The 22916-nt window shown below is 68.6% G+C and carries 27 protein-coding genes; 16 read left to right on the top strand and 11 right to left on the bottom strand.

The annotated features are described in order from the left end of the window. The first annotated feature begins 214 nt into the window (after positions 1 to 214). Both ACT89H_RS22195 and ACT89H_RS22200 read left to right on the top strand, forming a co-directional pair. Positions 215 to 1060: an LLM class F420-dependent oxidoreductase gene (locus ACT89H_RS22195; protein WP_445110558.1), complete on the top strand. Its 846-nt coding sequence runs from the start codon at positions 215 to 217 to the stop codon at positions 1058 to 1060. Positions 1061 to 1192: 132 nt separating this feature from the next. Next, positions 1193 to 1936 carry a DUF6882 domain-containing protein gene (locus ACT89H_RS22200; RefSeq protein ID WP_445110559.1) on the top strand — a complete coding sequence of 248 codons (744 nt, stop codon included), beginning with the start codon at positions 1193 to 1195 and terminating at the stop codon, positions 1934 to 1936. A gap of 38 nt (positions 1937 to 1974) precedes the next feature. Here the strand turns inward: ACT89H_RS22200 and ACT89H_RS22205 are convergent, their stop codons facing one another. The 3 genes from ACT89H_RS22205 to ACT89H_RS22215 all read right to left on the bottom strand — a co-directional run bounded on the left by ACT89H_RS22205 (position 1975) and on the right by ACT89H_RS22215 (position 6598). Further along, entirely contained in the window at positions 1975 to 3165 is a 1191-nt protein-coding gene (locus tag ACT89H_RS22205) for a lipase family protein (RefSeq protein WP_445110560.1), read from the bottom strand. Positions 3166 to 3281: 116 nt separating this feature from the next. Further along, positions 3282 to 5078 (bottom strand): 3-deoxy-7-phosphoheptulonate synthase, encoded by a 1797-nt coding sequence (locus ACT89H_RS22210; protein WP_445110561.1) that lies wholly within the window; start codon positions 5076 to 5078, stop codon positions 3282 to 3284. A gap of 50 nt (positions 5079 to 5128) precedes the next feature. Continuing rightward, on the bottom strand, positions 5129 to 6598 hold the full coding sequence (locus ACT89H_RS22215) for an NAD(P)/FAD-dependent oxidoreductase (protein WP_445110562.1): 1470 nt from the start codon (positions 6596 to 6598) through the stop codon (positions 5129 to 5131). A gap of 1072 nt (positions 6599 to 7670) precedes the next feature. Between ACT89H_RS22215 and ACT89H_RS22220 the strand changes: the two genes are divergently transcribed. The 5 genes from ACT89H_RS22220 to ACT89H_RS22240 all read left to right on the top strand — a co-directional run bounded on the left by ACT89H_RS22220 (position 7671) and on the right by ACT89H_RS22240 (position 11497). Then, a complete protein-coding gene (locus ACT89H_RS22220) occupies positions 7671 to 8162 on the top strand; it encodes a GyrI-like domain-containing protein (RefSeq protein WP_445110563.1) in 492 nt (163 codons plus the stop codon). Between the two features lie 494 nt (positions 8163 to 8656). Beyond that, on the top strand, positions 8657 to 9301 hold the full coding sequence (locus tag ACT89H_RS22225) for a pentapeptide repeat-containing protein (protein ID WP_445110564.1): 645 nt from the start codon (positions 8657 to 8659) through the stop codon (positions 9299 to 9301). Between the two features lie 364 nt (positions 9302 to 9665). Next, a complete protein-coding gene (locus ACT89H_RS22230; protein WP_445110565.1) occupies positions 9666 to 10703 on the top strand; it encodes a PP2C family protein-serine/threonine phosphatase in 1038 nt (345 codons plus the stop codon). A gap of 35 nt (positions 10704 to 10738) precedes the next feature. Continuing rightward, positions 10739 to 10864: a hypothetical protein gene (locus ACT89H_RS22235; protein ID WP_445110566.1), complete on the top strand. Its 126-nt coding sequence runs from the start codon at positions 10739 to 10741 to the stop codon at positions 10862 to 10864. A 105-nt stretch (positions 10865 to 10969) separates the two neighbouring features. Continuing rightward, positions 10970 to 11497, top strand: coding sequence for an AAA family ATPase (locus ACT89H_RS22240; protein ID WP_445110567.1), 528 nt, complete (start codon positions 10970 to 10972; stop codon positions 11495 to 11497). Between the two features lie 17 nt (positions 11498 to 11514). Here the strand turns inward: ACT89H_RS22240 and ACT89H_RS22245 are convergent, their stop codons facing one another. The 3 genes from ACT89H_RS22245 to ACT89H_RS22255 all read right to left on the bottom strand — a co-directional run bounded on the left by ACT89H_RS22245 (position 11515) and on the right by ACT89H_RS22255 (position 13937). Beyond that, on the bottom strand, positions 11515 to 13020 hold the full coding sequence (locus ACT89H_RS22245; RefSeq protein WP_445110568.1) for an FAD-dependent oxidoreductase: 1506 nt from the start codon (positions 13018 to 13020) through the stop codon (positions 11515 to 11517). Between the two features lie 191 nt (positions 13021 to 13211). Continuing rightward, entirely contained in the window at positions 13212 to 13538 is a 327-nt protein-coding gene (locus ACT89H_RS22250; RefSeq protein WP_445110569.1) for a hypothetical protein, read from the bottom strand. A gap of 57 nt (positions 13539 to 13595) precedes the next feature. Continuing rightward, a complete protein-coding gene (locus ACT89H_RS22255) occupies positions 13596 to 13937 on the bottom strand; it encodes a hypothetical protein (protein ID WP_445110570.1) in 342 nt (113 codons plus the stop codon). A gap of 188 nt (positions 13938 to 14125) precedes the next feature. On the opposite strand from ACT89H_RS22255, the gene ACT89H_RS22260 reads away from it, so the two are divergent. Then, positions 14126 to 14545 (top strand): CBS domain-containing protein, encoded by a 420-nt coding sequence (locus ACT89H_RS22260; RefSeq protein ID WP_445110571.1) that lies wholly within the window; start codon positions 14126 to 14128, stop codon positions 14543 to 14545. Between the two features lie 12 nt (positions 14546 to 14557). On the opposite strand, the gene ACT89H_RS22265 is transcribed toward ACT89H_RS22260, so the two are convergent. The 3 genes from ACT89H_RS22265 to ACT89H_RS22275 are packed head-to-tail and all read right to left on the bottom strand — an operon-like array spanning position 14558 to position 16116. Then, positions 14558 to 15277, bottom strand: a complete 720-nt coding sequence (locus tag ACT89H_RS22265) for a metallophosphoesterase family protein (RefSeq protein WP_445110572.1) — start codon at positions 15275 to 15277, stop codon at positions 14558 to 14560. 5 nt (positions 15278 to 15282) lie between these two features. After that, a complete protein-coding gene (locus tag ACT89H_RS22270; RefSeq protein ID WP_445110573.1) occupies positions 15283 to 15552 on the bottom strand; it encodes a BON domain-containing protein in 270 nt (89 codons plus the stop codon). After that, entirely contained in the window at positions 15553 to 16116 is a 564-nt protein-coding gene (locus ACT89H_RS22275; protein ID WP_445110574.1) for a nucleotidyltransferase, read from the bottom strand. A 140-nt stretch (positions 16117 to 16256) separates the two neighbouring features. On the opposite strand from ACT89H_RS22275, the gene ACT89H_RS22280 reads away from it, so the two are divergent. From ACT89H_RS22280 to ACT89H_RS22290, 3 genes are all read left to right on the top strand, one after another. Then, positions 16257 to 16682 carry a ChaB family protein gene (locus ACT89H_RS22280; protein WP_445110575.1) on the top strand — a complete coding sequence of 142 codons (426 nt, stop codon included), beginning with the start codon at positions 16257 to 16259 and terminating at the stop codon, positions 16680 to 16682. Then, a complete protein-coding gene (locus tag ACT89H_RS22285) occupies positions 16669 to 17181 on the top strand; it encodes a DUF6328 family protein (RefSeq protein WP_445110576.1) in 513 nt (170 codons plus the stop codon). The genes ACT89H_RS22280 and ACT89H_RS22285 overlap by 14 nt, the downstream gene beginning before the upstream one ends. Before the next feature lie 281 nt (positions 17182 to 17462). After that, entirely contained in the window at positions 17463 to 17876 is a 414-nt protein-coding gene (locus ACT89H_RS22290) for an STAS domain-containing protein (protein ID WP_445110577.1), read from the top strand. On the opposite strand, the gene ACT89H_RS22295 is transcribed toward ACT89H_RS22290, so the two are convergent. Next, positions 17843 to 18043 carry an MYXO-CTERM sorting domain-containing protein gene (locus ACT89H_RS22295; protein ID WP_445110657.1) on the bottom strand — a complete coding sequence of 67 codons (201 nt, stop codon included), beginning with the start codon at positions 18041 to 18043 and terminating at the stop codon, positions 17843 to 17845. The genes ACT89H_RS22290 and ACT89H_RS22295 overlap by 34 nt on opposite strands. 522 nt (positions 18044 to 18565) lie before the next feature. On the opposite strand from ACT89H_RS22295, the gene ACT89H_RS22300 reads away from it, so the two are divergent. Both ACT89H_RS22300 and ACT89H_RS22305 read left to right on the top strand, forming a co-directional pair. After that, positions 18566 to 18997 (top strand): ATP-binding protein, encoded by a 432-nt coding sequence (locus ACT89H_RS22300; RefSeq protein WP_445110578.1) that lies wholly within the window; start codon positions 18566 to 18568, stop codon positions 18995 to 18997. Beyond that, complete coding sequence (locus ACT89H_RS22305; RefSeq protein WP_445110579.1) at positions 18987 to 19772, top strand: RNA polymerase sigma factor SigF; 786 nt, start codon at positions 18987 to 18989, stop codon at positions 19770 to 19772. The genes ACT89H_RS22300 and ACT89H_RS22305 overlap by 11 nt, the downstream gene beginning before the upstream one ends. Positions 19773 to 19778: 6 nt before the next feature. On the opposite strand, the gene ACT89H_RS22310 is transcribed toward ACT89H_RS22305, so the two are convergent. Further along, positions 19779 to 20072 (bottom strand): hypothetical protein, encoded by a 294-nt coding sequence (locus tag ACT89H_RS22310; RefSeq protein WP_445110580.1) that lies wholly within the window; start codon positions 20070 to 20072, stop codon positions 19779 to 19781. 209 nt (positions 20073 to 20281) lie between these two features. Here ACT89H_RS22310 and ACT89H_RS22315 point away from each other — a divergent pair, with 209 nt between their 5' ends. From ACT89H_RS22315 to ACT89H_RS22325, 3 genes are all read left to right on the top strand, one after another. Continuing rightward, positions 20282 to 20629 (top strand): hypothetical protein, encoded by a 348-nt coding sequence (locus tag ACT89H_RS22315; protein ID WP_445110581.1) that lies wholly within the window; start codon positions 20282 to 20284, stop codon positions 20627 to 20629. A gap of 450 nt (positions 20630 to 21079) precedes the next feature. Continuing rightward, complete coding sequence (locus tag ACT89H_RS22320; RefSeq protein ID WP_445110582.1) at positions 21080 to 21790, top strand: response regulator transcription factor; 711 nt, start codon at positions 21080 to 21082, stop codon at positions 21788 to 21790. Between the two features lie 55 nt (positions 21791 to 21845). Continuing rightward, entirely contained in the window at positions 21846 to 22886 is a 1041-nt protein-coding gene (locus ACT89H_RS22325; protein WP_445110583.1) for an ATP-binding protein, read from the top strand. Positions 22887 to 22916 lie beyond the last annotated feature (30 nt).

A 22916-nucleotide genomic window follows, 5' to 3' on the forward strand; every position in this document is an offset into this window, starting at 1 on the left:
CCGCAGCCGCGGCGGAACTTCGCACGTCTACCGTTGGCGACGCGGCACCGAACCCACGGTTCGTCCGCTCCGGCAGCGGAAGCCGTCGACAGCGGAAAGCGTTCGTACCGGCGACCCGACCGGTTCCAGGTGGCATGCCGCGCGGCGAGTTCGAGGCGGTGTGTCACGGGGCGGCGCGTTGTCGACCACGGGTGCGGCAGGTAACTTCGAGCAAATGGATGCCGGCGTAGCCTACTTCCCGACCCATGACGGCCTCGGGCCCGCGGAGCTCGCTCGAACGGTCGAGGAGCGCGGCCATCGATGGCTGATGTGGGCCGAGCACACGCATATCCCGGCGGCGCGGGAGACGCCCTGGCGCGGCGACGAGGGCGCGCCGCCGCTGCCGCGAAAATACGCGCACACCTACGATCCCTTCGTGGCGAGCGCCTACGCGTTGAGCGCCACGAAAGCGCTGCGGGTCGGGACCGGTATCGCGCTCGTGGCCCAGCGCGATCCGATCATCACCGCCAAGGAAGTCGCGTCGCTCGATCATCTGTCCGGCGGGCGATTCGACTTCGGTATCGGCGCCGGCTGGAACCGTGAAGAGATGGCGAATCACGGCACCGATCCACGGACCCGGATGAAGCGCATGGGCGAGTACGTCCGGGCGATGAAGGCGATCTGGACGCAGCACGAGGCCTCGTTCGACGGCGAATTCGTCTCCTTCGACCGGATCTGGAGCGATCCCAAACCGATCCAGCGGCCGCACCCGCCGATCCTCGTCGGCGGCGGCGGGCCGACGGTACTGGATCGTGTGCTCGAGTACGGCGACGCGTGGATGCCCAATCACGGTCCCGGGATCATCGAGCGGATCACCGAGTTGCGCGAGCGGGCCGATCGCCCGATCGACGTCGTCGTGATGGGCGCACCCGTCGACGATCTCGAGGTTCTCGAAGCCTATGCGGCGGCGGGAGTCGACCGCGTGCTCTTCTGGTTGCCGTCGGCGCGCCGGAGTATCGTCGAGCGCGAACTCGATCGAGTCGAGGCGACGATGGCCGAGTTGCACGACCGCCCGGTGTGAAGTCCGTGGTCCGGAGCCGGTCCGGTTTCCTGCCGCACCCGCTGCCGGGACGCCCGGCCGCTGCGGGTTGAGCACGGCACGACAGCCGGTCCGGACGCGGAGCGGTGGCTGCGCGTTGATTACGCTGGCGTGGTGTCCCAATCCGTGCCACTGACGAGACTTCTCGATGACGCGGGCTTGCTGTCGCTCGAACACCGACTCCACCTCGAGGGTGTGCTCGGCGTACACGTGCTGGAGGCCGACCTGGACGGACGTCGGCTCGAATTCCTCGGCGAGCGAGGCTCCTTCGTGTGCACCGACGTGCACCTGCTCGGAACGGCGGATGCCGATACGTGGCTGTGGGGATGGGTCAATCCCTGGGGCTACCCGTCGGCGCTGTTGCGCGCCGCGGAGACGGTGCGCGAGTTCGGATTTCGCTATCGGATCGCCGAATTGTGTTCGGCCGAGCTACCCGTGGCCATCGGGGGTGCGGCGCCGGAGCCCTATCAGGTTGCCGCGTTGATGGCGGACGCCGCGAAGATCGTCTGTGGGCGCTGGAACTCCTACTGCGGTGTCATCGATGGCGCCTGCGTCGCGTTCCTCGTCGATCATCCGGCCTTCGAGTTGCCCGCGCCCACCCCTTCCGGCCTCGCTCGCGTGCTCACCCACGGCTTCGGCGGGCTGCCACTGACGGATCACCGGCGTGCCGTGTACAGCTACCTGACCCGGCGGGGGCTGATCACGGAATTCCTCGACGACCATCGGTTGCTGGAATTCGACGGCGCCGGTCTCGCGGGCGAAGTCGAATTCGACGCTTCGGGCCGGATCGCGAACCTCGATATCCGGATCATCAGGGACGGGATCGACGCACCCGTCGCGCAGACCCAGTCGGCGTGATCTGCCCGACCGCCGCACCGACGTGAACGGCGGCCCGGTCAGCCCGGCGGGAACTGCTGCTGGAACCAGCCGAGAATCTCGGGGACGGCCACCCGGGCCGTTGCGGCGTGGTCCAGGCCGGCCAAGTCGCGCAGCGTGGCGTTGCCGCCCAGGGCGCGCAGGCAATGCTCGGCATTCGGATACGGTACGGCGCTGTCGTTCTGGGAAGCGTAGAGGTGGACGGGCACTCGCGGTGTCCAGTCGCAAGTGCCGTCGCTCTCGGCGATCGCCGCCGCGGCGGCGCCGGTCGGCTCGGCGGCCGACTGACGGAAGTGTGGGGTCAGCAGTTGCCCGGGGGTCGGCGCCAGCGAGGTCACGATGGTGATCTCGCTGTGGAAGCCGTCGAAGAGTTCTTCGACCTTGTCGGCGTAGGGCTGTTGGAAGGCCTCGGTCGGATCGTCGTAGAGATGGTGGATCCGGTTCATGGAAGTGATCCAGTAGGAGAAGAAGAGCACGGCCGCGCCCGGTAGAACCTGTCCGTCCAGTGCGGCGGGCGCCTGGACGTGCTGTAGGTCGTAAGGTCCGCTGATCGGGGCCACGGCGGCGACCCCGAAGCCAGGGATCGCGCCGGCGGCCAGCGCCTTGCCCAGCGCCATCGCGGCGTGACCGCCCTGGGAGAAGCCGGTTACCAGCACATCCGGGTCGAGCTCTCGACGCTGCTGGGCCGCGAGGGAACCGGCGGCGCGCAATAGGTCGGCCGAAGCGCTGACCTCCGAGGGGGCATGGGTGTAGGGATGCGTCCCCGGGCCGTTCCCGAGGCCCAAGTAGTCCGGCGCGGTCGCCGCGTAGCCCGCGGCGGCGAAGGCCACCGTACGCAGCCGATCGGGGAGGTTGCGGGTGTCGACCGATGGCGCATCGCTCTTCAGCGTCATGGTCCCGTGCTCGTAGCTGACCACCCGCAGCCGCCGGGAGTCCGTGCGCGGCAGCGCCACCAGCCCGCTGGCGGTGGTCGGCGCGCCGCGCGGGGTGATCGTCCGGTATTCGATGCGGAAGGCGTCGACGCCGTTGCGGACCGGAGTGAGAATTCCGCCGCTCGTCAATAGCGCCGCGGTCTGCTCGGGCGGCAGACTCAGTAGGGGCGTGGTCGACACGATCTCCCCGCGGGGTGGCGGTTCGTGCCCGGTGGTCCCGCACCCGGTGGCTCCCACCAGCACGACCACCGCGATCAGGCAGCGCCTCAGGCGGTACATCCGTCGATCCTCTCGGTGATCATCGGCTCCACTCCATCATCGCGCGCGCGGACACCATACATGGCTACTCGACAGTGCTCCCCGCGCCGGGCAGTCGGCGCCGGGCCGGGAGTTCGTCACCGCGGCGACCAGCGGGCCCGGAGTTCGAGCGCGGCGATGACACAGTGAAGGGTCTCCACGGGATCGAGGCCCGAATCGTGACCCATTCGGCGTTCCGCGGGATGCTCGTCCGCCTCGTGTGCACCTCGTGAGCCGGCGAAGGCATCGGGACCGCATTCGAGATGCAGTCCGCCGGGAACGGTGCCCGTCGCCCGGCACGTGCGGAAGAACGCGCGAATCACGTCGACGACAGCGTCGATACGAAGGTCGCTGCCACCGGGTGGCATCCGCGTGGACGGCATCGGATCGCACACCCAGCAGATCGGTGTCTCGGCGGCCGCGGCGAACAGGTCCGGAAGCGTGTCGAGGGTGCGGGCGCCACCGAGTTGGGGGATGAGCGTGAGCCGCCCCGGCTGCTTTCGCGGATTCAGTGTGCGACAGAGGAACTCGATATCGCCGGGGGTTGTCGCGGGGCCGAGTGCTACCGCGACGGGGTTACCGACCTCGGTGGCGACTCGGATCAGGCGCGCGGGGGTTCGATCGCCGAGCCACAGCAGATGGGCCGAACGATCCCACCATCGTCCGTCGGGTCGCTGGCCGGTCGGTGTCGCCGCGGCGCGCGGTGCGGCCGGCTCACGTGAGATGCGTAGCAGCGGCAGCCAGTTGTGCGGTTCGCCGGCGCCCGGCGGTGCGATCGCGGTGGCGGGTAGCAGCCCGCTCACCGCGCGGAGCAGGTCACGTCGCGCCGGGTCGCGCGACCGGTCCGCGGCGCGGCGCAGGATGTCCAGGCACAGCGCGATCGGCAGGCGATCAGCGGGCCACTCGTCGAGCGACGCGGCAGCGCGCAGGTCTCGGTGGTAGCGCCGGGCCGCTCGTTCGATGGTGACGGTCTCGGCGCCCAGCCCATGCGTCATGACCGCGGCGACGGCAAACGACAGCGCCCGGCGCGCGGCGACCGTCCTGGTTTCGACTCCACCGGTGGTGTTGTCGTGGCCACCGAGGTGCAGCACGAAGCCTTCTCCTCGTGCTGCTTTCGCCAGATTCGCTGTCAGTTGTTCGCATTCGCCGGGTTGGACGAGTCCGGGTTCGGGCCGCGGACGTCGCGTGTGGATGGGCAGCGGTGCGGACGCCGCGCCCGACTGTTCGCTGTCGAGGATTTCGTGCGCTCCGAACAGTTGGTTCGCCACCGCGGACGATCCCGGCTGCGCAGGGTGTGGTTCGTCGGCCCAGGACGGATCGTCGTCGGCAGTGGCGGCGTAGTCGGGCGGGATGACGTCGGGATTGAACGCTTCCCGGATATAGCAGAGGGGCTGATCTCCGAGCGTCATGACGTATGCCCGCGCCGCGCACAGGCGACCGTCCGGCCAGCGCACCACGCCGGTCCGCAAGAGATGCCGCCGTTGGGCTACGCCACGGGAGATGAGGCCGGTCCCGATCGGCACCCGCACATCGTCCATGCCGGAAGCGGCCGCGCCCGCACGCACCGCGACGACATAGTTGACGGATGCGGTGACCAAGTCGGCGTTGACCAGGCAGGAGCGGCGGACGATCACGCGATCGGAATCGGAAACGCCCAAAGCGTCGGTGACCGTGTTCGGCAGCCTGCCGGCGGCGATGTCGTCCTGGCGCAGGACCCGCACGTGCAGATCGGTGCGCAGTATCGCCGCCAGAGCGGGCGTGGTGAATCCATCACTCGCCAGCAGCATCCTGGTGAGGGGGTGGGCGAATCGCCCGATATCGTCGTGGTTTCGGAAACCCGAACCACCGGGCGGGCAATCACCCGGTGGTTCGGGGCCGGTGTGCGTGATCGTCACGACCGGCTCCGTGCAGTGCCTGTCACGAGGAATCCGTGCCGAGACCGGAGCTACAGCGTGGTGGCAGCCGTCGGTGGAAGAACGGGACGGGCCACGGCGGCGATCTCCGCTTCGGTGCGCGGCCGAGCGGTCAGGCCGAGCACGGGTTCGGTCGTGATGCGCAGCTCGCTGGTGGTGGTGTCCGCCAACGGATCACGCCAGTGGTCCCACACGACGGACATGTCGAGGTGGCCCATGTATTCGAGATTCGCCGAGTCCGCGTGCAGACCTTCGGCCGCGGACATGATGGTCTCGGTCGCGGCGCGCTGCTGGGCGCCCGAGGACTCGTCCATGTCGGTCAGGCCCGCCATGATCTCGGTGAACTGAGCCTGCTTCGTGTCGCCGCTGTGCCCGGTGGTCAGGGTGCCGGCGTGCGCGAAGTATTCCTGCGAACCCACGTACTGCTCGTACATCCGCGACACCAGGACCAGGAATCGCGTGTAGGCCCGGCGATAGGCGTGCTCGTAGAAGCCCAGCGCGTCGGATTCGCTCAGCTCGCCGCGCAGCATCGTCGCGATCGCAGCCGCGGCGACCAGGCCGGAGTACGTCGCCAGATGCACGCCGCTGGACAGCAGTGGATCGAGGAAGCAGGCCGCGTCGCCGACGACGACCCAGCCGGGACCGCTGAACCGATCCGAGGTGTAGGAGTAGTCCTGCTCCGCCTTGACTTCGGCGACCTGTCGGGCACCGACGAGTAGCTTGCTCATCGCCGTGTTGTCGGCGATGGTCTGCGAGTAGTACGCTTCTCGGCCGAGTTCGCGAAGTTTCGGAGCGGCTCGGCGCGCCGAGACGACATAGCCGACGCTGTGTCGGCCGTTCGAGAGCGGGATGTTCCAGAACCAGCCGCCTTCGGGCGTGGACACCACGTTGATCGCGCCCTCCGGGCTGTCCGGATGCAGTTGTGCGCCTTCCCAATACGACCAGACGGCGACATTGCGGAAGGCGGGATGCTGCTGGCGGTCGATGACCTGGTGCTTGGCCAGCACGCCCGCGCGGCCGGAGGCGTCGACGAGAAAGTCGATCTCGGTGGTGTGGACTCGGTCGTCACCTTTGACGGTCCACTCCACGGCCGTGGGCCGGTCGCCGTCGAACAGGACGTTGGTGACCGTGGCCTGTTCGATCACGTGCGCACCCTGTTCTGCGGCGTTGCGCAGCAGCAGTTCGTCGAAGACGTCGCGCTCGACCTGCCAGGACCAGGCTTCGGCGTCCACGAGTTTGGACCAGTCCAGCAGCCAGTTGTCGTCCTGCCACTGGAAGTGACCGCCTCGTTTGATCTGGAAGCCGTGTGCGGCCACCGCGTCGTAGGCGCCGGAGACACGCAGGGTCGACAGGACCGACGCCAGCAGGCTCTCGCCGATGTGATAGCGCGGGAACTTATCTCGTTCCAGGAGGGTCACCCGAACCCCCGATTTCGCGAGCAGGGCTGCGGTGGTCGACCCGGCTGGGCCGCCGCCGATTACCAGAACATGCGGATTGTCCATAGCGAACTCCCTGGAACTGCCGACAAACGGGATCGTGCGCCGTTTCAGTGACGGAAGGAATCCTGGCCGGCCGCGGTCTTCGACGCACCCGTACCGAGGTTGCCGCCAATTAGCTTGAATAACGGTGCACGATTCAAGTGTAGCGATTGATAGCCAAAGATCAATAGTAATCGGCTATTTGGCAACCGAGGAGGGCTTGCAGGTGTGGTTGCTGATGGATTGCCAAAATGCCCGCAGGAGATGTTTCCGCCTGACTGTCGTCACTGGGCTCGAACTACGACGTCGAAAGTGACGGACATCACGGTGATCGTGGAAACTGCTGCGGGAGAAAGGGTTTCGCCAGAGCTTCGCAGTCATGGCGGGGGAGACGGAACGGTCGAGGTAGGTGGCGATGACATATGTCGTGCGGTCATCACCCCTCTTTCCCAACGGATTCAGGATACGGCGGACGGTCGCGTCGTACGAGCCGTTCACTCAGAGTTATCCCGCCGGTGGCCGGGTGTACGCTCCGGTCAACTCAGGGCGACGGTCCGCGTCAACGGAAGACGGTGTGACGCGGTCGATTTGCCGACCACGCTCCGACCTGCCCGGATGTGAATGCGGGGTGTCGGTGGATGTGACACTGCGCGAGGCGATCTCGCGGCGTGGGTGGTGGCGGCGGAGTCGGCTCCCTGCGGCATGCCATGAGCCGTTTTCCTGCGAATCGCAGCGAATTCGGTGGTGCGCGATCCATGGTCGGTAGGGTCGCGAACGGCGACAGATGGTACGTGGATTCGGGTCATCTACCCTCGATGACGGCGGCGGAGACGCGAAGCGGAAACTACGGGCTCAGCGCACGCCTCGAGGTCGCGGTGGACACCCGGCCGGCGCGGCCGCACCACGGCAGGGTGACCGTCGTGACGGGCGGGAGAGCCGACCGGACGACCCGGCGGAACCGGATCGCGGAGTGTCCGGCCGGTAGCGCGCGAGCGGGCGGTGACCCATGAGATCGAGCGCAGAGCGGCGCCGATGATTTTCCGGCGGCCGCGGCGTCCTTGGTGATGGAGTATCCCGAAATTGCGGAAGGAGAATCATGACCGACGACCTTGCTGCGGCCTCGACGGCCGATCCCGAATTGCTCGATGTCCCGGAGGTGACCACGGCGGTGGTCCGCGATCGGGTCGCGGCCGCGGGATTGCGGGACTTCTTCGACCGGTCGTTCCGGATCCTGCCGGAGGTCGTCGCCGGTCAAGGCGCGACGATCGAGGGGCCGGCGTTCTGCGTGTATCGGACGGACTCCGATGCCGCGCTGGAGCTAGAGGTGGGCTTCGCGGTCGATCGGAGCCTGCGCCCGGAGCGCGATGTCAGAACCGGATGCCTGCCCGCCGGCCGCGTGGCCAGGATCGTGCACGCCGGTGGGTTCGAGGGATTGGCCGCCGCGTGGGAGCGGCTCCGGTCCTGGATCGACGGGCAGGGACTCACCGCGGGTCCGTTGCGTTGGGAGGTCTACCTGATCCGGCCCACTCCGGACATGGACCCCGCGGAATTGCGCACCGAGCTGAACTGGCCGGTGGCGTCGCGATGATCCACGGTGTCGCGATGGTCGGCGCGGCTGGATTCGTCGGCGGCCCGGCGCGCGAGGACGCCCGCGGTGCGGGTGCAGCCGATTGGTCCTGATCCGCCACGGCGCGGATGCGCGTGGTTCTCGGCGGCGACCGCGCGGATCGCCGACCGCCTCGCCGGCTCGTCGACGTATGCCGACCGTTCGCTCGGCCGCGACGCATGCGGCGGCTCACCTGGCCACCGCGGCCGGCGCGGAACGTCGGTGCACGCCGCCGAGCGCGTCGAGTCGGGGACTGGTGCGAACACCAAGCGGCTGACCCGGGTCCGCTCGGACGGCGGCAGGCCGATGAAGAAATCGATATCGAGTGAACCCGCGATCTCCTTGGCGAGGAACCGGCCGGGCGTGCGACCGGACACGCGGCGGATCACTTCGCCAATCGAGTCGCGGCCGAACTCTGTCGTGGCGCACCGGAATACTCGGCGCCGACCGGTCTTCGTGACGAACTGGAGGAGTGCATGGCGCGCGAACTCGACGACCTGCTGTACGCGCGATACCTCACCGCCTTGGACGGTGACCTCGAAGCGGAAGGCGACTACGACTGCGTCCGGGTGGACGGCGGTGCGCTGGACGACATAGATGTACCGCACGCGCGCTTCAACGAGTCGGCGTTCACCTCGACCACCTTCACCCGCGGGACGCTGCGCTACAGCCGGTTCACCGATGTGTGGCTGCGCCACCTCCGCTGGGTCGGCACCGAATTGGCCGACACGGCATGGCTCGACAGCGAGGTGGTGGCGGGCGCGATGTCCGGCGTCGACTTCGCGGGGGCGAACCTGCGGCGGGTGCGCTTCGAAGGCTGCAAGTTCGACTCGGTCAACTTTCGTCGTGCGCAGTTGCGCGAGGTGTCCTTCGTCGACTGTGTGCTGCGTGATTGTGACTTCGCCGAGGCCGCCCTGACCGAGATCACGGTGCCCGGCTCGGCGCTGGTCCGGGTCTCGTTGCGCAACGCTCGCACGGCGAAGGTGGACCTGCGCGGCGCGACGGCGCTCGATATCACCGACGGGCTCGACAGTCTGCGCGGCGCGACGATCACCAGTCCGCAGTTGATGGATCTCGCGCCCGCCTTCGCGCGTTCCATCGGTATCACGGTGCGGGATTGATCGCGGTCCCGGATACCGCTACCGGTTCGGTGACGGTAAGCGGTCCGGCCGCCGGGACAGTATTCCGGCGAGCCGCCGATGCGGCTGTCGTCGTGCGGACCCCGGCGCGGTATGCCGTGTCCCCGGGCACGGGCAGACCGTCGGCTATCGTGCTGCCGGGCAGGGCGCTGCTCGATCCGGTACCGGGATCGAGGGCCGCAACGCTCCCGTACTATCGCGATCGGGGTCGGCCTGCCGGGGAGAAGAAGGAGGAGGGTGTGGAAGTTCGCACCAGCAACATGCCGTTGTGGTTACGGTTGGGCCAACGACTTCCGGAGTATGCCGCGTCTGCGCGCCACGGCACGGTCGGCAGGGGAGCGGTCCGATGAACGATGAAGGTGCCGACCTACGCTGCGCCGGATGCTCGGCTGTCGGACTCGACGGCCCGCGGTGCGCGTCCTGCGGGCGGGAACTCGGTTATCGGTATGTAGCGCTGCCGGGGCCCGACGCGACGTCGTGCGTCGATTGCGGAGGTGACCACTTCCACGCCGACGGGCGCTGCGCGCGGTGTGGCCGGTCGCGGTCGGCAGCGGATCGCCTGGACGCCGATCTCGGCGCGGTCGTGGTGCTCACCGATCGCGGTATCGTCCATGCGCGCAACGAAGACGCCGTCGCGGCCGGGGTGCTGGAAGGCGCGGGTTCGGAGGTGGACACCGCCGTCGTGATCGCGGTCAGCGACGGAGTATCCACCTCGTCGCGGCCACAGGCCGCCTCCGGTGCCGCGGTTCGGGCCGGTGTCGGCGCGACTGCCGCCGCGCTCGCCACCGGACAGCGTGCGACCGAGGCGATCATGGCTGGGTTGTCGGCCGCGGTGCAGGCGGTCCGCGACGTGGACGTTTCCGATGGTCCGGCGCCTTCGTGCACGTACGTGTCCGCCATCGTCGCCCACCATGGGGCGGACACCGAGATCACCGTGGCCAATGTCGGTGACAGCCGTGCCTATTGGCTGCCTTCGACGCACAGCGGACGACCGGGCGATGAGCCCGCTCAGCGCTTGAGCGTCGACGACTCGTGGGCGCAGGCACTGGTCGACGCGGGCGCGATGGACGAGCGCGCGGCGATGGCCGATCGCCGGGCGCACACGCTGATCCGCTGGCTCGGCGCGGACAGCCCACCCGAGCCGTGGGCGGACAATTGCGTACGGACGGTGCGCGTCTCGGGGCCCGGCGTGCTGCTGCTGTGCTCAGACGGACTGTGGAATTACTCGCCGTCCGCGTCCGCGCTGGCCGAGCACGTGGCGGGGAAGTCGCCCGCGGAGGCCGCCCGCGCACTGGCGGAGTTCGCGTTGCGTTGCGGCGGCAGCGACAACATCACTGTCGCACTCGCGCCCGTGCCGTGGGAGAGCCGTTCGGCAGTTCCATAGACAGCGGTGTTCATGGCTGCGTATGGTCGTCGACTATGGTCGACAGCGTGGACATCGCGGGCGTGGATCGCACGGCCGAAGCGGTGCAGCGGGGCATGGCGCTGTTCATGCGGCACAGCGGTATTTCCCGCCCGCGTACAACGCGGCGATGCGCGGATTGAACTGGGCGATGAACCGCTATGCCGAGCAGAAGGCGGCAACTCCCGCGAACTGAGCGTGGCGGGCCGCCTCGGCCGTCCGGGCCGAGACCCGCCATGATCGTCGTCATGGCATCGGCTGTCTATCTGATCACCGGCATCCAGGCCGCGGGCAAATCCACCGTCGCGCAGGCACTGGCCGAGCGGCTGCCGCACTCGGCGCACGTGCGCGGGGACGCCTTCCGCCGGTTCGTCGTGAACGGACGCGCGGAGATGAGCGCCGACCCCTCGCCCGAGGCGCTGGCCCAGGTGCGGCTACGGCACAGCCTGGCCGCGGCGACGGCCGACGCCTATGCCGATTCCGGATTCACGGCCGTCCTCCAAGACGTCTTCCTCGGCGAATTCCTGCCCTGGACGGCGGATCTGATCGTCACGCGACCGCTCTATGTCATCGTGCTCGCGCCGCGCCCCGACGTGGTGCTGGCGCGAGAGGCCGGGCGCGGAAAAGACGCCTACGACGAATTCACCGTCGCGGGGCTGGACCGAGTGCTGCGCGAGAATACTCCCCGGATCGGACTCTGGCTGGACACATCGGATCTGACGGTCGAGCAGACGGTCGATCGTATCCTCGCCGATGCCAGGCCGCTGGCGGACTGAGCCGCCCGCCGGCTCGCTCACCGGGTGCCGCGTGGTACGTGCAGGGGAGTGAGCGAGCTGGTGGCCGGTCCCTCGAGCAGCGTGCCGTCGGCGGCGAAGCGCGAGCCGTGCAGCGGACAATCCCAGGTGCGTTCGGCATCGTTCCAGCCGACGATGCCATACAGGTGCGGGCAAACCGCCGAGACCCGGTGGGTGACGCCGTCCACCGTGCACACCGCTGTCGGGTGCAGGCCTTCGCGCAGGACCGTGCCGCGGTCTTCGGCGGGGGCGGCGCCGTCGCTGTGGGTCGCGACCCGCAGCCAGCCCGCGGAGAGTTTCTGCGCCACGGCACCGTTGATCTTCGTCGCCGCGGGCAGTGCCTTGAGCTCGTCCGGACGCCAGCTCGCCAGTGCGCCCGCCCATCGGGGCGAGGCGCCGGTGAGCCGTCCGGCCAGCGCGATCGCCGCGGCGACGCCATTGGTCAGACCCCACTTGGCGTAACCGGTGGCCAGCTGAATGTCGTTCTGCCCCGGCAGCACCGGACCCACATAGGGAAGTTCCCCGATGGGGGAGTAGTCCTGAGCGGACCAGCGGTGGGTCAGCTCGGCGCCCGGGAACCAGGTCTGCGCCCAGTTCAGCAGATCCTCCACTTTCTCCCGGGTGGATCCGCCGCGGCCGACGACATGACCGTTGCCGCCGACCAGCAGGAACTCGCCGTCTTGTCCCTGCGCGCGACGGAGTGAGCGGGTCGGGCTGCCCGCGCTGATGTACATTTCGCGCGGAGCGGGGCGGTCCAGGCGAAACGCCGTCAGGTAGGAGCGTTGCGGAGTGAGGCGGGCGAAGAATCCGCCGCGATCGAGGATCGGTGTCCCGGTGGCCAGCACCACCCGGCGTGCGCCGAGGTCGCCGTGCTCGGTGGATACGACGAGAGCACCGCCGTCACCGTGGTGTACGCCGCGCACGAGGGTGGATTCGTAGATCGGCGCGCCGTGCGATTCCACGTCGGCCGCGAGCGCGGCCAGCAGCGCCATCGGATCGAGTTGGGCCTGATCCGCCAAGCGCACCGCGCCGCGCACCGGGAAGGAGGCGTCCACCTCGCGCAGCAGTTCGGTGGGCAGGCCCGCTTTCTGCGTCGCGGCGTATTCCGCGCGCACGGCGGACATTTCGTCGTCGTTCTGCGCGTAGGTCAGCGCCGCGGCCCGCTCGACGGTCACGCCGTGCGCGGCGCAGAACCGCAGCAGCCACTCCTGCCCGTCCCGATTGGCCGCTGTGTAGTCGCGCAGCACGTCATCGGAATGATGCCGGGCGATCTGCTGTGCACGCGTGCCCTGTAGCAGGCTGACTTTCCCGGTGGTGGCGCCGGTGGTGCCCGCACCGACGCGCCTGCCTTCGACCACGGCCACCTCGACGCCGTGCTCGACCAGCAGCAGGGCGGTCACCAGTCCGGTGAGCCCGCCGCCGATCACCACCGTGTCGAAGCGCGATCCCGGCGTCAACCGCAACCGCGCGGGAACCTGCGCGCCGTGCAACCATAGGGACGTCATATGCCCGTGATAGCCGGTCTCGACGCGGTGAAACGCCCGTGCGGCTTCCTGCTCATCCCCGCACGCGGCCGCTGAATGCCGATCCGCGGCGGTGACAGATTCCAGATCGAACAGCCGTCCTTGCTTTCCGGAGATGCCCGCCCGGTCCGGGGCGAAACCCGCCGATCCGCACCCGCAGGAGTTCCGCTGATCTATTTCGGCACGAAGATGCCGGTGAGATCGGCCTTCCGAATCGGGGTGTCCGGGTTGGCCTGTGCCGCGCACATCAGCTTGATCGCCGCGATCGCGGCGTCGACGGTCCTGGCGTCGGGCGTCTCGTTACTCTCGCGCTCCTGCTCGAGGAACTTCTCGGTAGTGACGCGCTGCTTGCCGGGATCCTGGGCGACGTATTCGTTACACGGCGTGTCACCGCCCTTGTTCACGATCTTCTCCGGTTCGTCGCCGCACCCTGCCGCGCACAGTGCCAGCGCGGCCAGGACGGCGATGCGGCCCAAGGGATGTTTGGGCTGGTTTGTCATTCTTTCTCCTGGAGTTCGACGCCGCGCCTGCGGCGGGCGGCACGGGCCTGCGCTCGGTCAGTGACCGGCGGCGTCCCGCAGCCGTCGGCCTTCCCGCGCCTTGATCCGGCGGTGTTCGGCGACGATCACCAAGACGCCCGCGATGACGCAGACGCCGCTGACGACCCCCGCCACCACCGCCCACCCCGCGAATCCGTACCCCGCGGCGGTGAGCGTCAGGGCCATGGCCACGATGCCCACCGCGACCAGGATGATGCCCGGCCAGTTACGGGCGTCCTCGATGGATTCTCCGGCGTGTGTCCGAATGGTGCGGGCGTCGTCGGGAAACGCGTGGGTCCGAGGTGCGTGCTGCTCCCCGGCGCCTGACCCTGCGGTCGGCTCGTTCGGTGCTGGCAGCATCGGATGTCCTTTCTGCTGAGCGGCAACGATTTCGGGCGCGGCCCGGTGCCCGCGGCGGCGCGAGCGGGCCACGCCGGGCGGCCATACCGGTCGGATGCCCGCGTTAGGGGATCCGAAACGGGGGTAGCTCGTCAGCGAGCGGCCCTGTTCGGCCGCTCGTACCCGCGAGCAGTCCCAGGAGGACCCCGATGACAACAGCACGGGACATCATGACCCCGAACGTGGAATGCGTCCGGTCCAGCGACACGGTGGTCGCGGCCGCTCAGCGTATGGCGGAGTTGAATGTCGGCGCCTTACCCATCCGCGGTGAGGACGACAAGCTGAAAGGAATTCTCACCGATCGCGACATCGTCGTGAAAGTGATCGCCCAGCGTAAGGACCCGCTCGGCGTCGACGCGGGCGAACTCGGCAGTGAGGAACTGGTCACCGTCGAAGCCGATGACGACGTACGCAAGGTGATGTCGGTGATGTCGCAGCATCAGGTGCGCCGCGTGCCGGTGCTGGAGCAAGGCCGGCTGGTCGGCATCATCGCGCAGGCCGACGTCGCCACTACCGTCGAGAACACTCAGTCGGGCAGCACGGTGGAGGCGATCTCGACCGACTTCTGAGTCCGGCGTGACTCAGACCGCGGCCGGGTGCATGTCGTAGACCGCGTACGCCGCTCGGATCACCGGCTGGGCGACATTGCGCACCCGAATGCCGCCCGGGGTGGTGCCGCGCTCGGTGCCCGCGTGCGCGTGACCGTGCAACGCCAGATCGGCGCCGTGCTGGTCGATCGCCTCGCCGAGCAGATAGGAGCCGAGGAACGGATAGATCTCTCTCGGCTCCCCGTGCAGGGTGTCGCTGATCGGGGAGTAGTGCGTCAGCGCGACGGTGACATCGGTGTGCAAACCGGCCAGCGCGTCGCCCAGCGCGGCGGCCACATCCACGGTGTGCGCGGCGAATTCACGCATCAGGGGCTCACCGAAGACGCTCGCGCACTTGCCCGCGAAGCCGCCGCCGAAGCCTTTGGCGCCCGCGACCCCGAGCGTGCTCCCGTCGACGTTCAACGTCACCGAGGTGCCTTCCAGGACCGTGATGCCGTGGTCGGCCAGCACGGTGCTGATCTCCTGTTGGGCGTCGCCGTGGTAGTCGTGGTTGCCGAGGACGGCGACGACCGGCACACCCAGGCCGGCGAACTCCTCCGCCACGACCCGGCCTTCGTCGACTGCGCCGTGGCGCGTCAGGTCACCCGCCAGCAGCAGCACGTCGGCGCGCGCGGACAGTCCGTCCAGCGCCTGCCGCCACTGCCCGCGTGAATCCACGCCGAGATGTACGTCACCGACCGCGGCTATCCGCATGCCGCTCAACTCCTTTCGGATCCGTCCGGTTCCAGCGTCTCGGTTTCGACGGGTGCGGTGGGCCGGGTGACATGCACGTCGTTGTGGACCCGCGCGTGCGGAAGCTGTTCGCGCACGACGGTTTCCATCTGCTGTTTGCAGTTTTCGCTGCTGACTTCGCCGCACAGCACCACGACGTCGCCGCGAATGGTCACCTGCACACCGAGTTCAGCGGTGCGGGGATCCTCGGCCAGCGCCCGTCGCAATCGGGCGACCAGGTATTGCGGCTGTTCCATCTACTCCACCTTTCCGGTGCGGGTGATGCCGAGATCGTCCAGCAGACCCATGAAGGCGCGCGCGTAGGGCGAGGACTTGGTCTGCTCGCGCACCACCTCCCAGTCGACCTGTTCGCGCAGGTCGCGCGCGATGTGCAGGATCGGGCTGAGATCCAGGCGGTGGGCGTCGAAGACGAGCATCTTGTCCACCATCAAGTCGGTGCCGCTGATCACCGGGGCCTTGGCCGGCCCGATCCGCATCTCCGTGGCCCGGTCGAGCAGTTCGTCGGTCACCTCGCGATCGTTCGGGCGGTGGATGACGTCGACCAGGATGTCGTCGGCGTAGACCTTGCGCAACCAGTTCTCCGGCGGGTCGCTCACCCGCAGGCCCGCGCGGGCCAGCGCGTGGATCGCTCGTCCGCTGTCGGCTGGTTTGACGAAGATGTCGACATCGTGCTGAGAAGCGGGGCCGCCACGGGCGTAGACCGCGCAGCCGCCCGCCACCGCGAATCGGATATCTGTCGCGGCCAACGCGTTCACTGTGCGGGTGAGCGCATGCAGCAGCTGATCGGTGGTAACGGCCATGCAGCGGTGGTACCCGGCGGACACCGGGTTAATCGACGTTTTACCGGGTATGCGTCCGGATATCCGGAGGGCTCGGCGCGGCCTGTCACCGGGTTCCGGACCACTTCGGACCAACCTTGTGAGCAGGGAAGGAGCGACCCATGCCCAAGACGACAGCGCGCGGCGATGTCAAGAAGTCCGAGCTGCCGAGCACGCTGAAGCGGTCGGAGGAAAAGGCGCAGCGCACCTTCGCCGAGGCGCACGACGCCGCGCTGGAGCAATACGGCGGTAACGAACAGCGCGCCCACCGCGTCGCCTATGCCGCGCTGAAGCACAGTTACGAGAAAGTCGGCGATCACTGGGAGGCCAAGGCTCGCCGCGGTCCCTCCGACCAGCGCGCCGAACAGCACGGACCGGAGGCGCGTGGCGAGACCGCCGAAGGCGTCGACGCCAACGCATCGAAGCAACACCTGCTGAACATCGCCCGGCGACTGGAGGTCACCGGGCGCTCGCGGATGACCAAGGAGGAACTCGTCGAGGCGATCAAGAAACGCAATCGCCAGGAGGCAGCGCGTGCCCGGAAGTGAGGACGACGGTTGGGCCCGACGCGAGCGCGGCGAGACCGAGCTCGAACGACTCGACCGGAACTGGGCGAGCCTGATCCAGGAGTTGCGTGTGGTGCAGACAGGGGTGCAATTCCTGTTCGGGGCGCTGCTCATGCTGCCGTTCCAGGCCTCGTTCGGCACGCTGGCACCGGGCATGCGGGCGCTGTACATCGCCACCCTGGCCGCCGTGCTCGGGGCGACGGTGTTCCTGATCGCGCCGGTGTCCTGGCATCGGATCCTGTTCCGCAGGCACCGGCTGGGCAATGTCGTGTGGGCGGCGCACCGGTGTGCGATGGCGGGCGTCGCACTGCTGGGTCTGGCGTTGATCGGCGCGGTGATCCTCGTGGTCGACTATGTGACCGGTACGGCCGCGGCCATCGTGACCGGTATCGCCGCCGTCGCGTTGTTCCTGTCGACATGGCTGGTGGCGCCGTGGCGCTGGCGTAGCGCGTCCGAGGACGTCCACGCCGAGCACTACTGACGCGGCCCGATGAAACCCCACGTCAGCGGCTATATCCCCGGTCAACGGTCGGTTCGTACCGGTTGCGGGCCCGCCAGCGGCGGGTCACGTTCTCTTACCGAACGCTGTCGGGAACGGGTCGGTCGTGCCACACTGTAGGGAGGTTGAGATCACAGCCGACCCCGGTTCGACGCATTGGGCGTAGCCGGTCGATGGGACGGCACGGCAACCGATTCGCGCTCCCGCCGCCCTCGTCCCGGCCGTCGCGGAGGACTGGATACCCCCTACACGGGAGGTTCGACTTGTCTGCCATTTCTCTGCTACGGGACCACGCCGAGGGCGTGCATCTCAATGGTTCGGGACCGGGACGTCGTCGAGACAACCGGTTGTGGGCACAGCGGGTGGACCGCCGTCGCGAATGCGTGGTGGTCCGGGTCGAAGGCGAGTTGGACGCCGCCGTGTCGGCCGAATTCTTCGAGACGGTGGCGCGTGCGTTGCAGTCACCGTGCGCCGCCGTGGTGATCGATCTGCGCGCGGCGAGGTTCTTGAGCCTGCGCGCGGCCGTACGGCTCGGTGCGCTGCGCAAAGCGGGGTTGAGTGGTCCGGATCTGCGCATCGTCGCGGGCGGATCGGGAGTGGAGCGGGCACTGGAGGTGACCGGCGTGCGGTCGTTGTTCCCCCGCTACCCGTCCATGCGCACAGCCTTGGACGCCTGAGCCGAAGGCGCCGGTTCGCCGACCGGCGCCGGTAATGGTCGAACGAGGTCGCGCCGGTGCATGGGTAGACGCTGGGGTCGGTGACGCCGACGACGCAGTTGGTGCTGAAGCCCGAGCACCAGAACACCCGCAGCGGTGGCCGGCGGGTCGGCTCGACACCACGTGATCCTGGTCGCCGACCGATCATCGACGACTGGAGGCGAGCGGTCGGCACCTCCCCACTACATCGACGTCACCGACATCCTCGCGGAGCAACCGGCGGGAAACGCTGGAGAGTGGTATGCCGCCCGAGTGGTGATCGAGCAGGCGAAGCGCGCTCGTGTCGGCATGCGGCATCGGCCCCGAAGCAGGCGTTCCGGGTACTGAGTCGGCGATCGCAGGAGACCGAGGTCGAACTGCGCGCACTGGCCGCGCGCGGCTGGTCGCCGACCGGGCCCGGCCTCGCCGGTGTCACGGTAGGGCTGCGAACCGATTCGACCCATCTGCTCACCGCCCACGAGCGCATCGACGGCGACTGACCGGCGTTTCGATCCGAGTGTCGCGGGTACGTCCTCGGCGAGGAACGCGGCGATATTTCCGCTCCACAGTCCGTGTGGCGCCCGCGGTCTTCCCGGGGCCGACAAGGAGAACTCCGCAGCGGGATGCAGGCCACAGTGGAGTGGCTGTGAGGACAAGGTGGTGATGGGCATATGGGGGAGTCGACTTCCCGATCCTCGACCGACACGACGACAGTCGGTGTACGGGTGCCCGCCCGGCTGGAACAGCTGACCATGCTCCGCGCGCTCGCCGAGACAGTCGCCCTCATCGCGGACTTCGCGTTGGACGAGGTGACCGACATCCGGCTGGCGCTCGACGAGGTCGCGACTTCACTCATTCTCGACGCCGCCGCGGGCTCGACGATCGACTGCGAGTTCACCTACGACGACGGCAAAATGTTCGTGCACGTCTCGTCGGTGGCGGTCACCGAGTCGGTGCTGGGGCACGCCGGGCTCGGTTGGCATATCGTGCGCACACTGACCGACTCGATCGCCGCCGCGCAGGGCTCCTACGACAGCGTGCTCGGCGGATATCCGACAGTGATCGACTTCAGCTGGGTGCGGGGTGCCCCGAATGGCGGGTGAACCGAGGTCGCGCGCGGACACCTACGACAACATCGAGCCGCTGTTCGAGAAGATCGCCGCGCTGGATCCCGGCGATGCACGGCGCGAGCCGATGCGTCAGGAACTGATCGAACGCTGCCTGCCGCTGGCCGAGCACATCGCCCGCAAGTTCGCCGGGCGCGGCGAGAACTTCGACGACCTGCTGCAAGTCGCTCGCCTGGGGTTGGTGCAGGCCGCCGACCGCTTCGATGTCACGCGCGGGTCATCGTTCCTGTCCTTCGCCGTGCCGACGATCATGGGCGAGGTCCGGCGGCATTTCCGGGACAACACCTGGGCCGTGCGGGTGCCGCGCCGCACCAAGGAGATCCAGTTGAGCATCGGTCCGACCGTCGAAACGCTGTCCCAGCGACTGGGCCGGATGCCACGGGCCCGGGAGATTGCGGCAGAGCTGGATGTCGACCTGGTCGAGGTGACCCAGGCGCTGATCGCGGGCAACGCCTACCAGTCCTCGTCCATCGACGCGGCCGCCGGTGAGGACGCCGAGAGCGCCGCGCAGCCGCTGCTGGACAGCCTCGGAGCCGAAGAGCCCTCCTATCGCCTGGTCGAGGACGTCATGGCGGTCGAGCCGCTGCTCGGCGAGCTTCCCGAGCGCGAGCGCCAGGTGCTGACCATGCGCTTCTTCGAGTCGTTGACGCAGAACCAGATCGCCGAGCGGCTCGGGGTCTCGCAGATGCACGTTTCGCGCATTCTTTCCCGGACCTTGAATGCGCTGCGCGAACAGGCGCTGCGGGACTGAGGCCCGCTATCTCGGATTCGGCGGAGTCGGATCCGGCGACGGTCCGGGCAGACCGGGGTCCGGCGAGGGGCGGCCGGGGTCCGGCACCGGGGGCGCCGGCGTCGGGCCGGGTACCGGCGGACGTGGCTCGGGGCCGGGCACCGGCGGCAGCGGATGCGGATCCGGTTCCGGCGGAACGGGATTCGGATCGGGAATGGGGTCGGGTTCGGGAATCGGCGGCACCGGGTCCGGTTCCGGGATAGGCGGCACGGGGTCCGGGGGCGTGGGCGGGACCGGTTGTGTCGCGCTGTCGGTGGACATGCGAACTCCTCCTTGTTCGGGTGATCGGCGTGCGCTACGGCGGAGGCCGCGCTCTGCGGCCGATCATCCGCGGGTTACCCATCGGTGGTGGGGCCAACCGGTCCGCTGCTGCGCGGCAGCCGGCGGTGCGGCCCCAGTTTGCGCAGCCGGCCCAACGGGTAGTCAGACAGGAACCGGACAACAGATGCCGATGGCTCGAGGAGCTCGTCATGACCGACCAGCGCCGCCCAGGCACCCGGAATCCGCGGTTCGGACCGGGTGGGCCGGGGGCGTCGATCCAGTCCCGAGGGATCTCCGTCACCAGGAACCACGACGTCATCCGACGCTGGGCCGCCCAGCGCGGGGCCCGCCCCGCGACGGTGCCGGGCAGCGAGCACGACGGTCGGCTCGGAGTGTTGCGATTCGACTTTCCCGGCTACGGGGGCGCGGTGCTGCGCCGGGTGGGATGGGAAGAATGGTTCGCCACGTTCGATGCCAGGAAACTTCGCTTCTGGTATGAGGAGCGCAGCGCCGACGATCCGCCGAGCAATTTCAATCGTTTGGAGCCGCCGCGATAGCCGGTCGGGCGCTGGAGTGGTGGTGATACCGGACACGGTGATGCCCTTGTGATCGGAAGCCTGGCGGGAAATGTGACGCATGGCACTGTTGGGATGTGGGTGCCGTTGTCGGTCGTGTGATTCGCGCGGGTGTCGGCCGATCCGATCGCGCATTCGGAAGAAGCTGGCGCGCTGTGGTTTTCATGCTCGGTGCTAGTTATCGATGGGATGCCGCGGCGCGCGCGGGAGAAGTTCCGCCACCGCCCCCGCTGTTGCGCGCGCCGGGCGGGCGTATAGCGTCGATGGAACAGTCAAGAGTGCCCCGGATCGGTCTGCCGGACGTTTACCGGCCGGGCACAGGGGTACTCGAAGGCGAGCAAAGGTTGCTCGAAAAGCGGAAGGTCGCGTCGGTATGGGGATGCGGTTGTCCGCATCGTGACGCGCTTGCGCATGTCTGCAAGGGATAAGGTCTTGAGCGCAAACCTGATGATCGTGGAAGACGACGACCGGGTCCGTGGTGCGTTGCGGCTCGCCATGGAAGATGAGGGATACGACGTCGACGAGGCGGAGGAAGCCGAGGACGCGCTCACTCATCTGCGCAGCAATGGTGTTCCCGATGTGATGATCGTCGATCTGATGCTCGGCGGCATGGACGGGTTCGAATGTATCCGGGAGATCCGCCGCGACCATGACGTCCCGATCATCGTGGTCAGCGCCCGCGACGACACCCACGACGTGGTGGCCGCGCTGGAGGCAGGCGCCGACGATTTCGTGACCAAGCCGTTCGAGATCAAGGAGATCACCGCGCGGATGCGTGCGGTGCGTCGCCGCTTCCGGCTGTCCGCAGAACGGGAGACACCGCAGGAAATGGTGCTCGAGGCCCACGATACGGCTCCGCTGGTCCTCGCCCAGGACAGCGGGGTGGTGCGCCGCGGCGACGAGGAAATTCGGCTCACGCTCACCGAGTTCCGGCTGCTGTGTGAGCTCGCCGAGACACCGGGCCGGGTGCTCAGCCGCACTGTGCTGCTCGAACGCGTCTGGGACCGTGGGTTTTTCGGCGACGAACGCATCGTGGACGTGCACATGCGCCGCTTGCGCACGAAGATCGAGCAGGATCCGTCGGATCCGCGCATCGTGGTGACGGTGCGCGGGCTCGGCTATCGCCTCGATGTGCGGCGCTGAGTGCCGCATCGACGCCGAACGCTGGAATCCGAACGCCTGGAGCTTACGCGCCCGGGTGAGCACCGCCTTCGCGGCGATCGCCGCGCTGATGTCGCTGGTATTGGTCGTCTCGGTCTTCGTGATCAGCCGCGGCTACCTGGAAGCGCAGCGAACGCGCGCGGGCAGCGAGTCGCCGGGAGATCTCGACGCCGATCTCGGCCTGCTGCGCAATGTGCTCATCTGCTGCGCCGTCGCGGTCACCGTGATCGGCGCGGCGATCGGCTGGTGGGCGAGCAGGCGGGTGCTGACCCCGCTGCACCAGCTCGCAGGCACCGCCGCGCGGATCGCCTCCGGTGACCTGGACCAGCGGCTGTCCGCGACCGGAGACCAGGATCTGGCGATCACCGTCGAATCGTTCAACACCATGGTGGACTCGTTGCAACGGCGGATCGAGCGCGAACACCGGCTCTTCGGTGACGTCAGCCACGAGCTGCGCACCCCGCTGACCACCCTGATGGCCGGCGTCGACGTGCTCAACCGCCACCGCGGCGACCTACCGGAACGTTCGCAGCGGGCACTCGGCCTGGTCACCGCCGAGGTCGAGCACCTGCGCAAGCTGCTGGACGATCTGCTCGCCCTGGCGCGGGTAGAAGCGGGCATGCACCACGGCGACGCCGAACCGCTGTCGGTGCGCGACCTGCTCGTGCACACCCTGGGCGAGCGCCGCTATCCGGGCGAACTGCTCACCGTGCGCCAGGACGTCACCGTGCGCGGACGCAAGGTGGAGCTGGAGCGCGCGGTGGCCAACCTGCTGCACAACGCCGACCGGCACGGCGGTGGTGTGGTCGCGGTCACCGTCGACCGTGACGGCGCCGACGCGGTGCTCACCGTCGACGACGCGGGTCCCGGCGTTCCCGGCGCGGACCGCGACCGGATCTTCGAACGATTCGCCACCGCCCGCAGCGGCCGCCGCTCGCCGGACGGAACGGGGATCGGTTTGGCGCTGGTGGCCGAGACGGTCGCCACACACGGCGGCCGGGTGCACTGCACCGACCGTCCCGGCGGTGGTGCGCGATTCGTCGTGCGGCTGCCCCGGCTCGGCGACATCCATCCGTAATACGACCGTAAAGAAGTCGACAGGTTCACC

This window comes from Nocardia aegles (assembly GCF_052545135.1).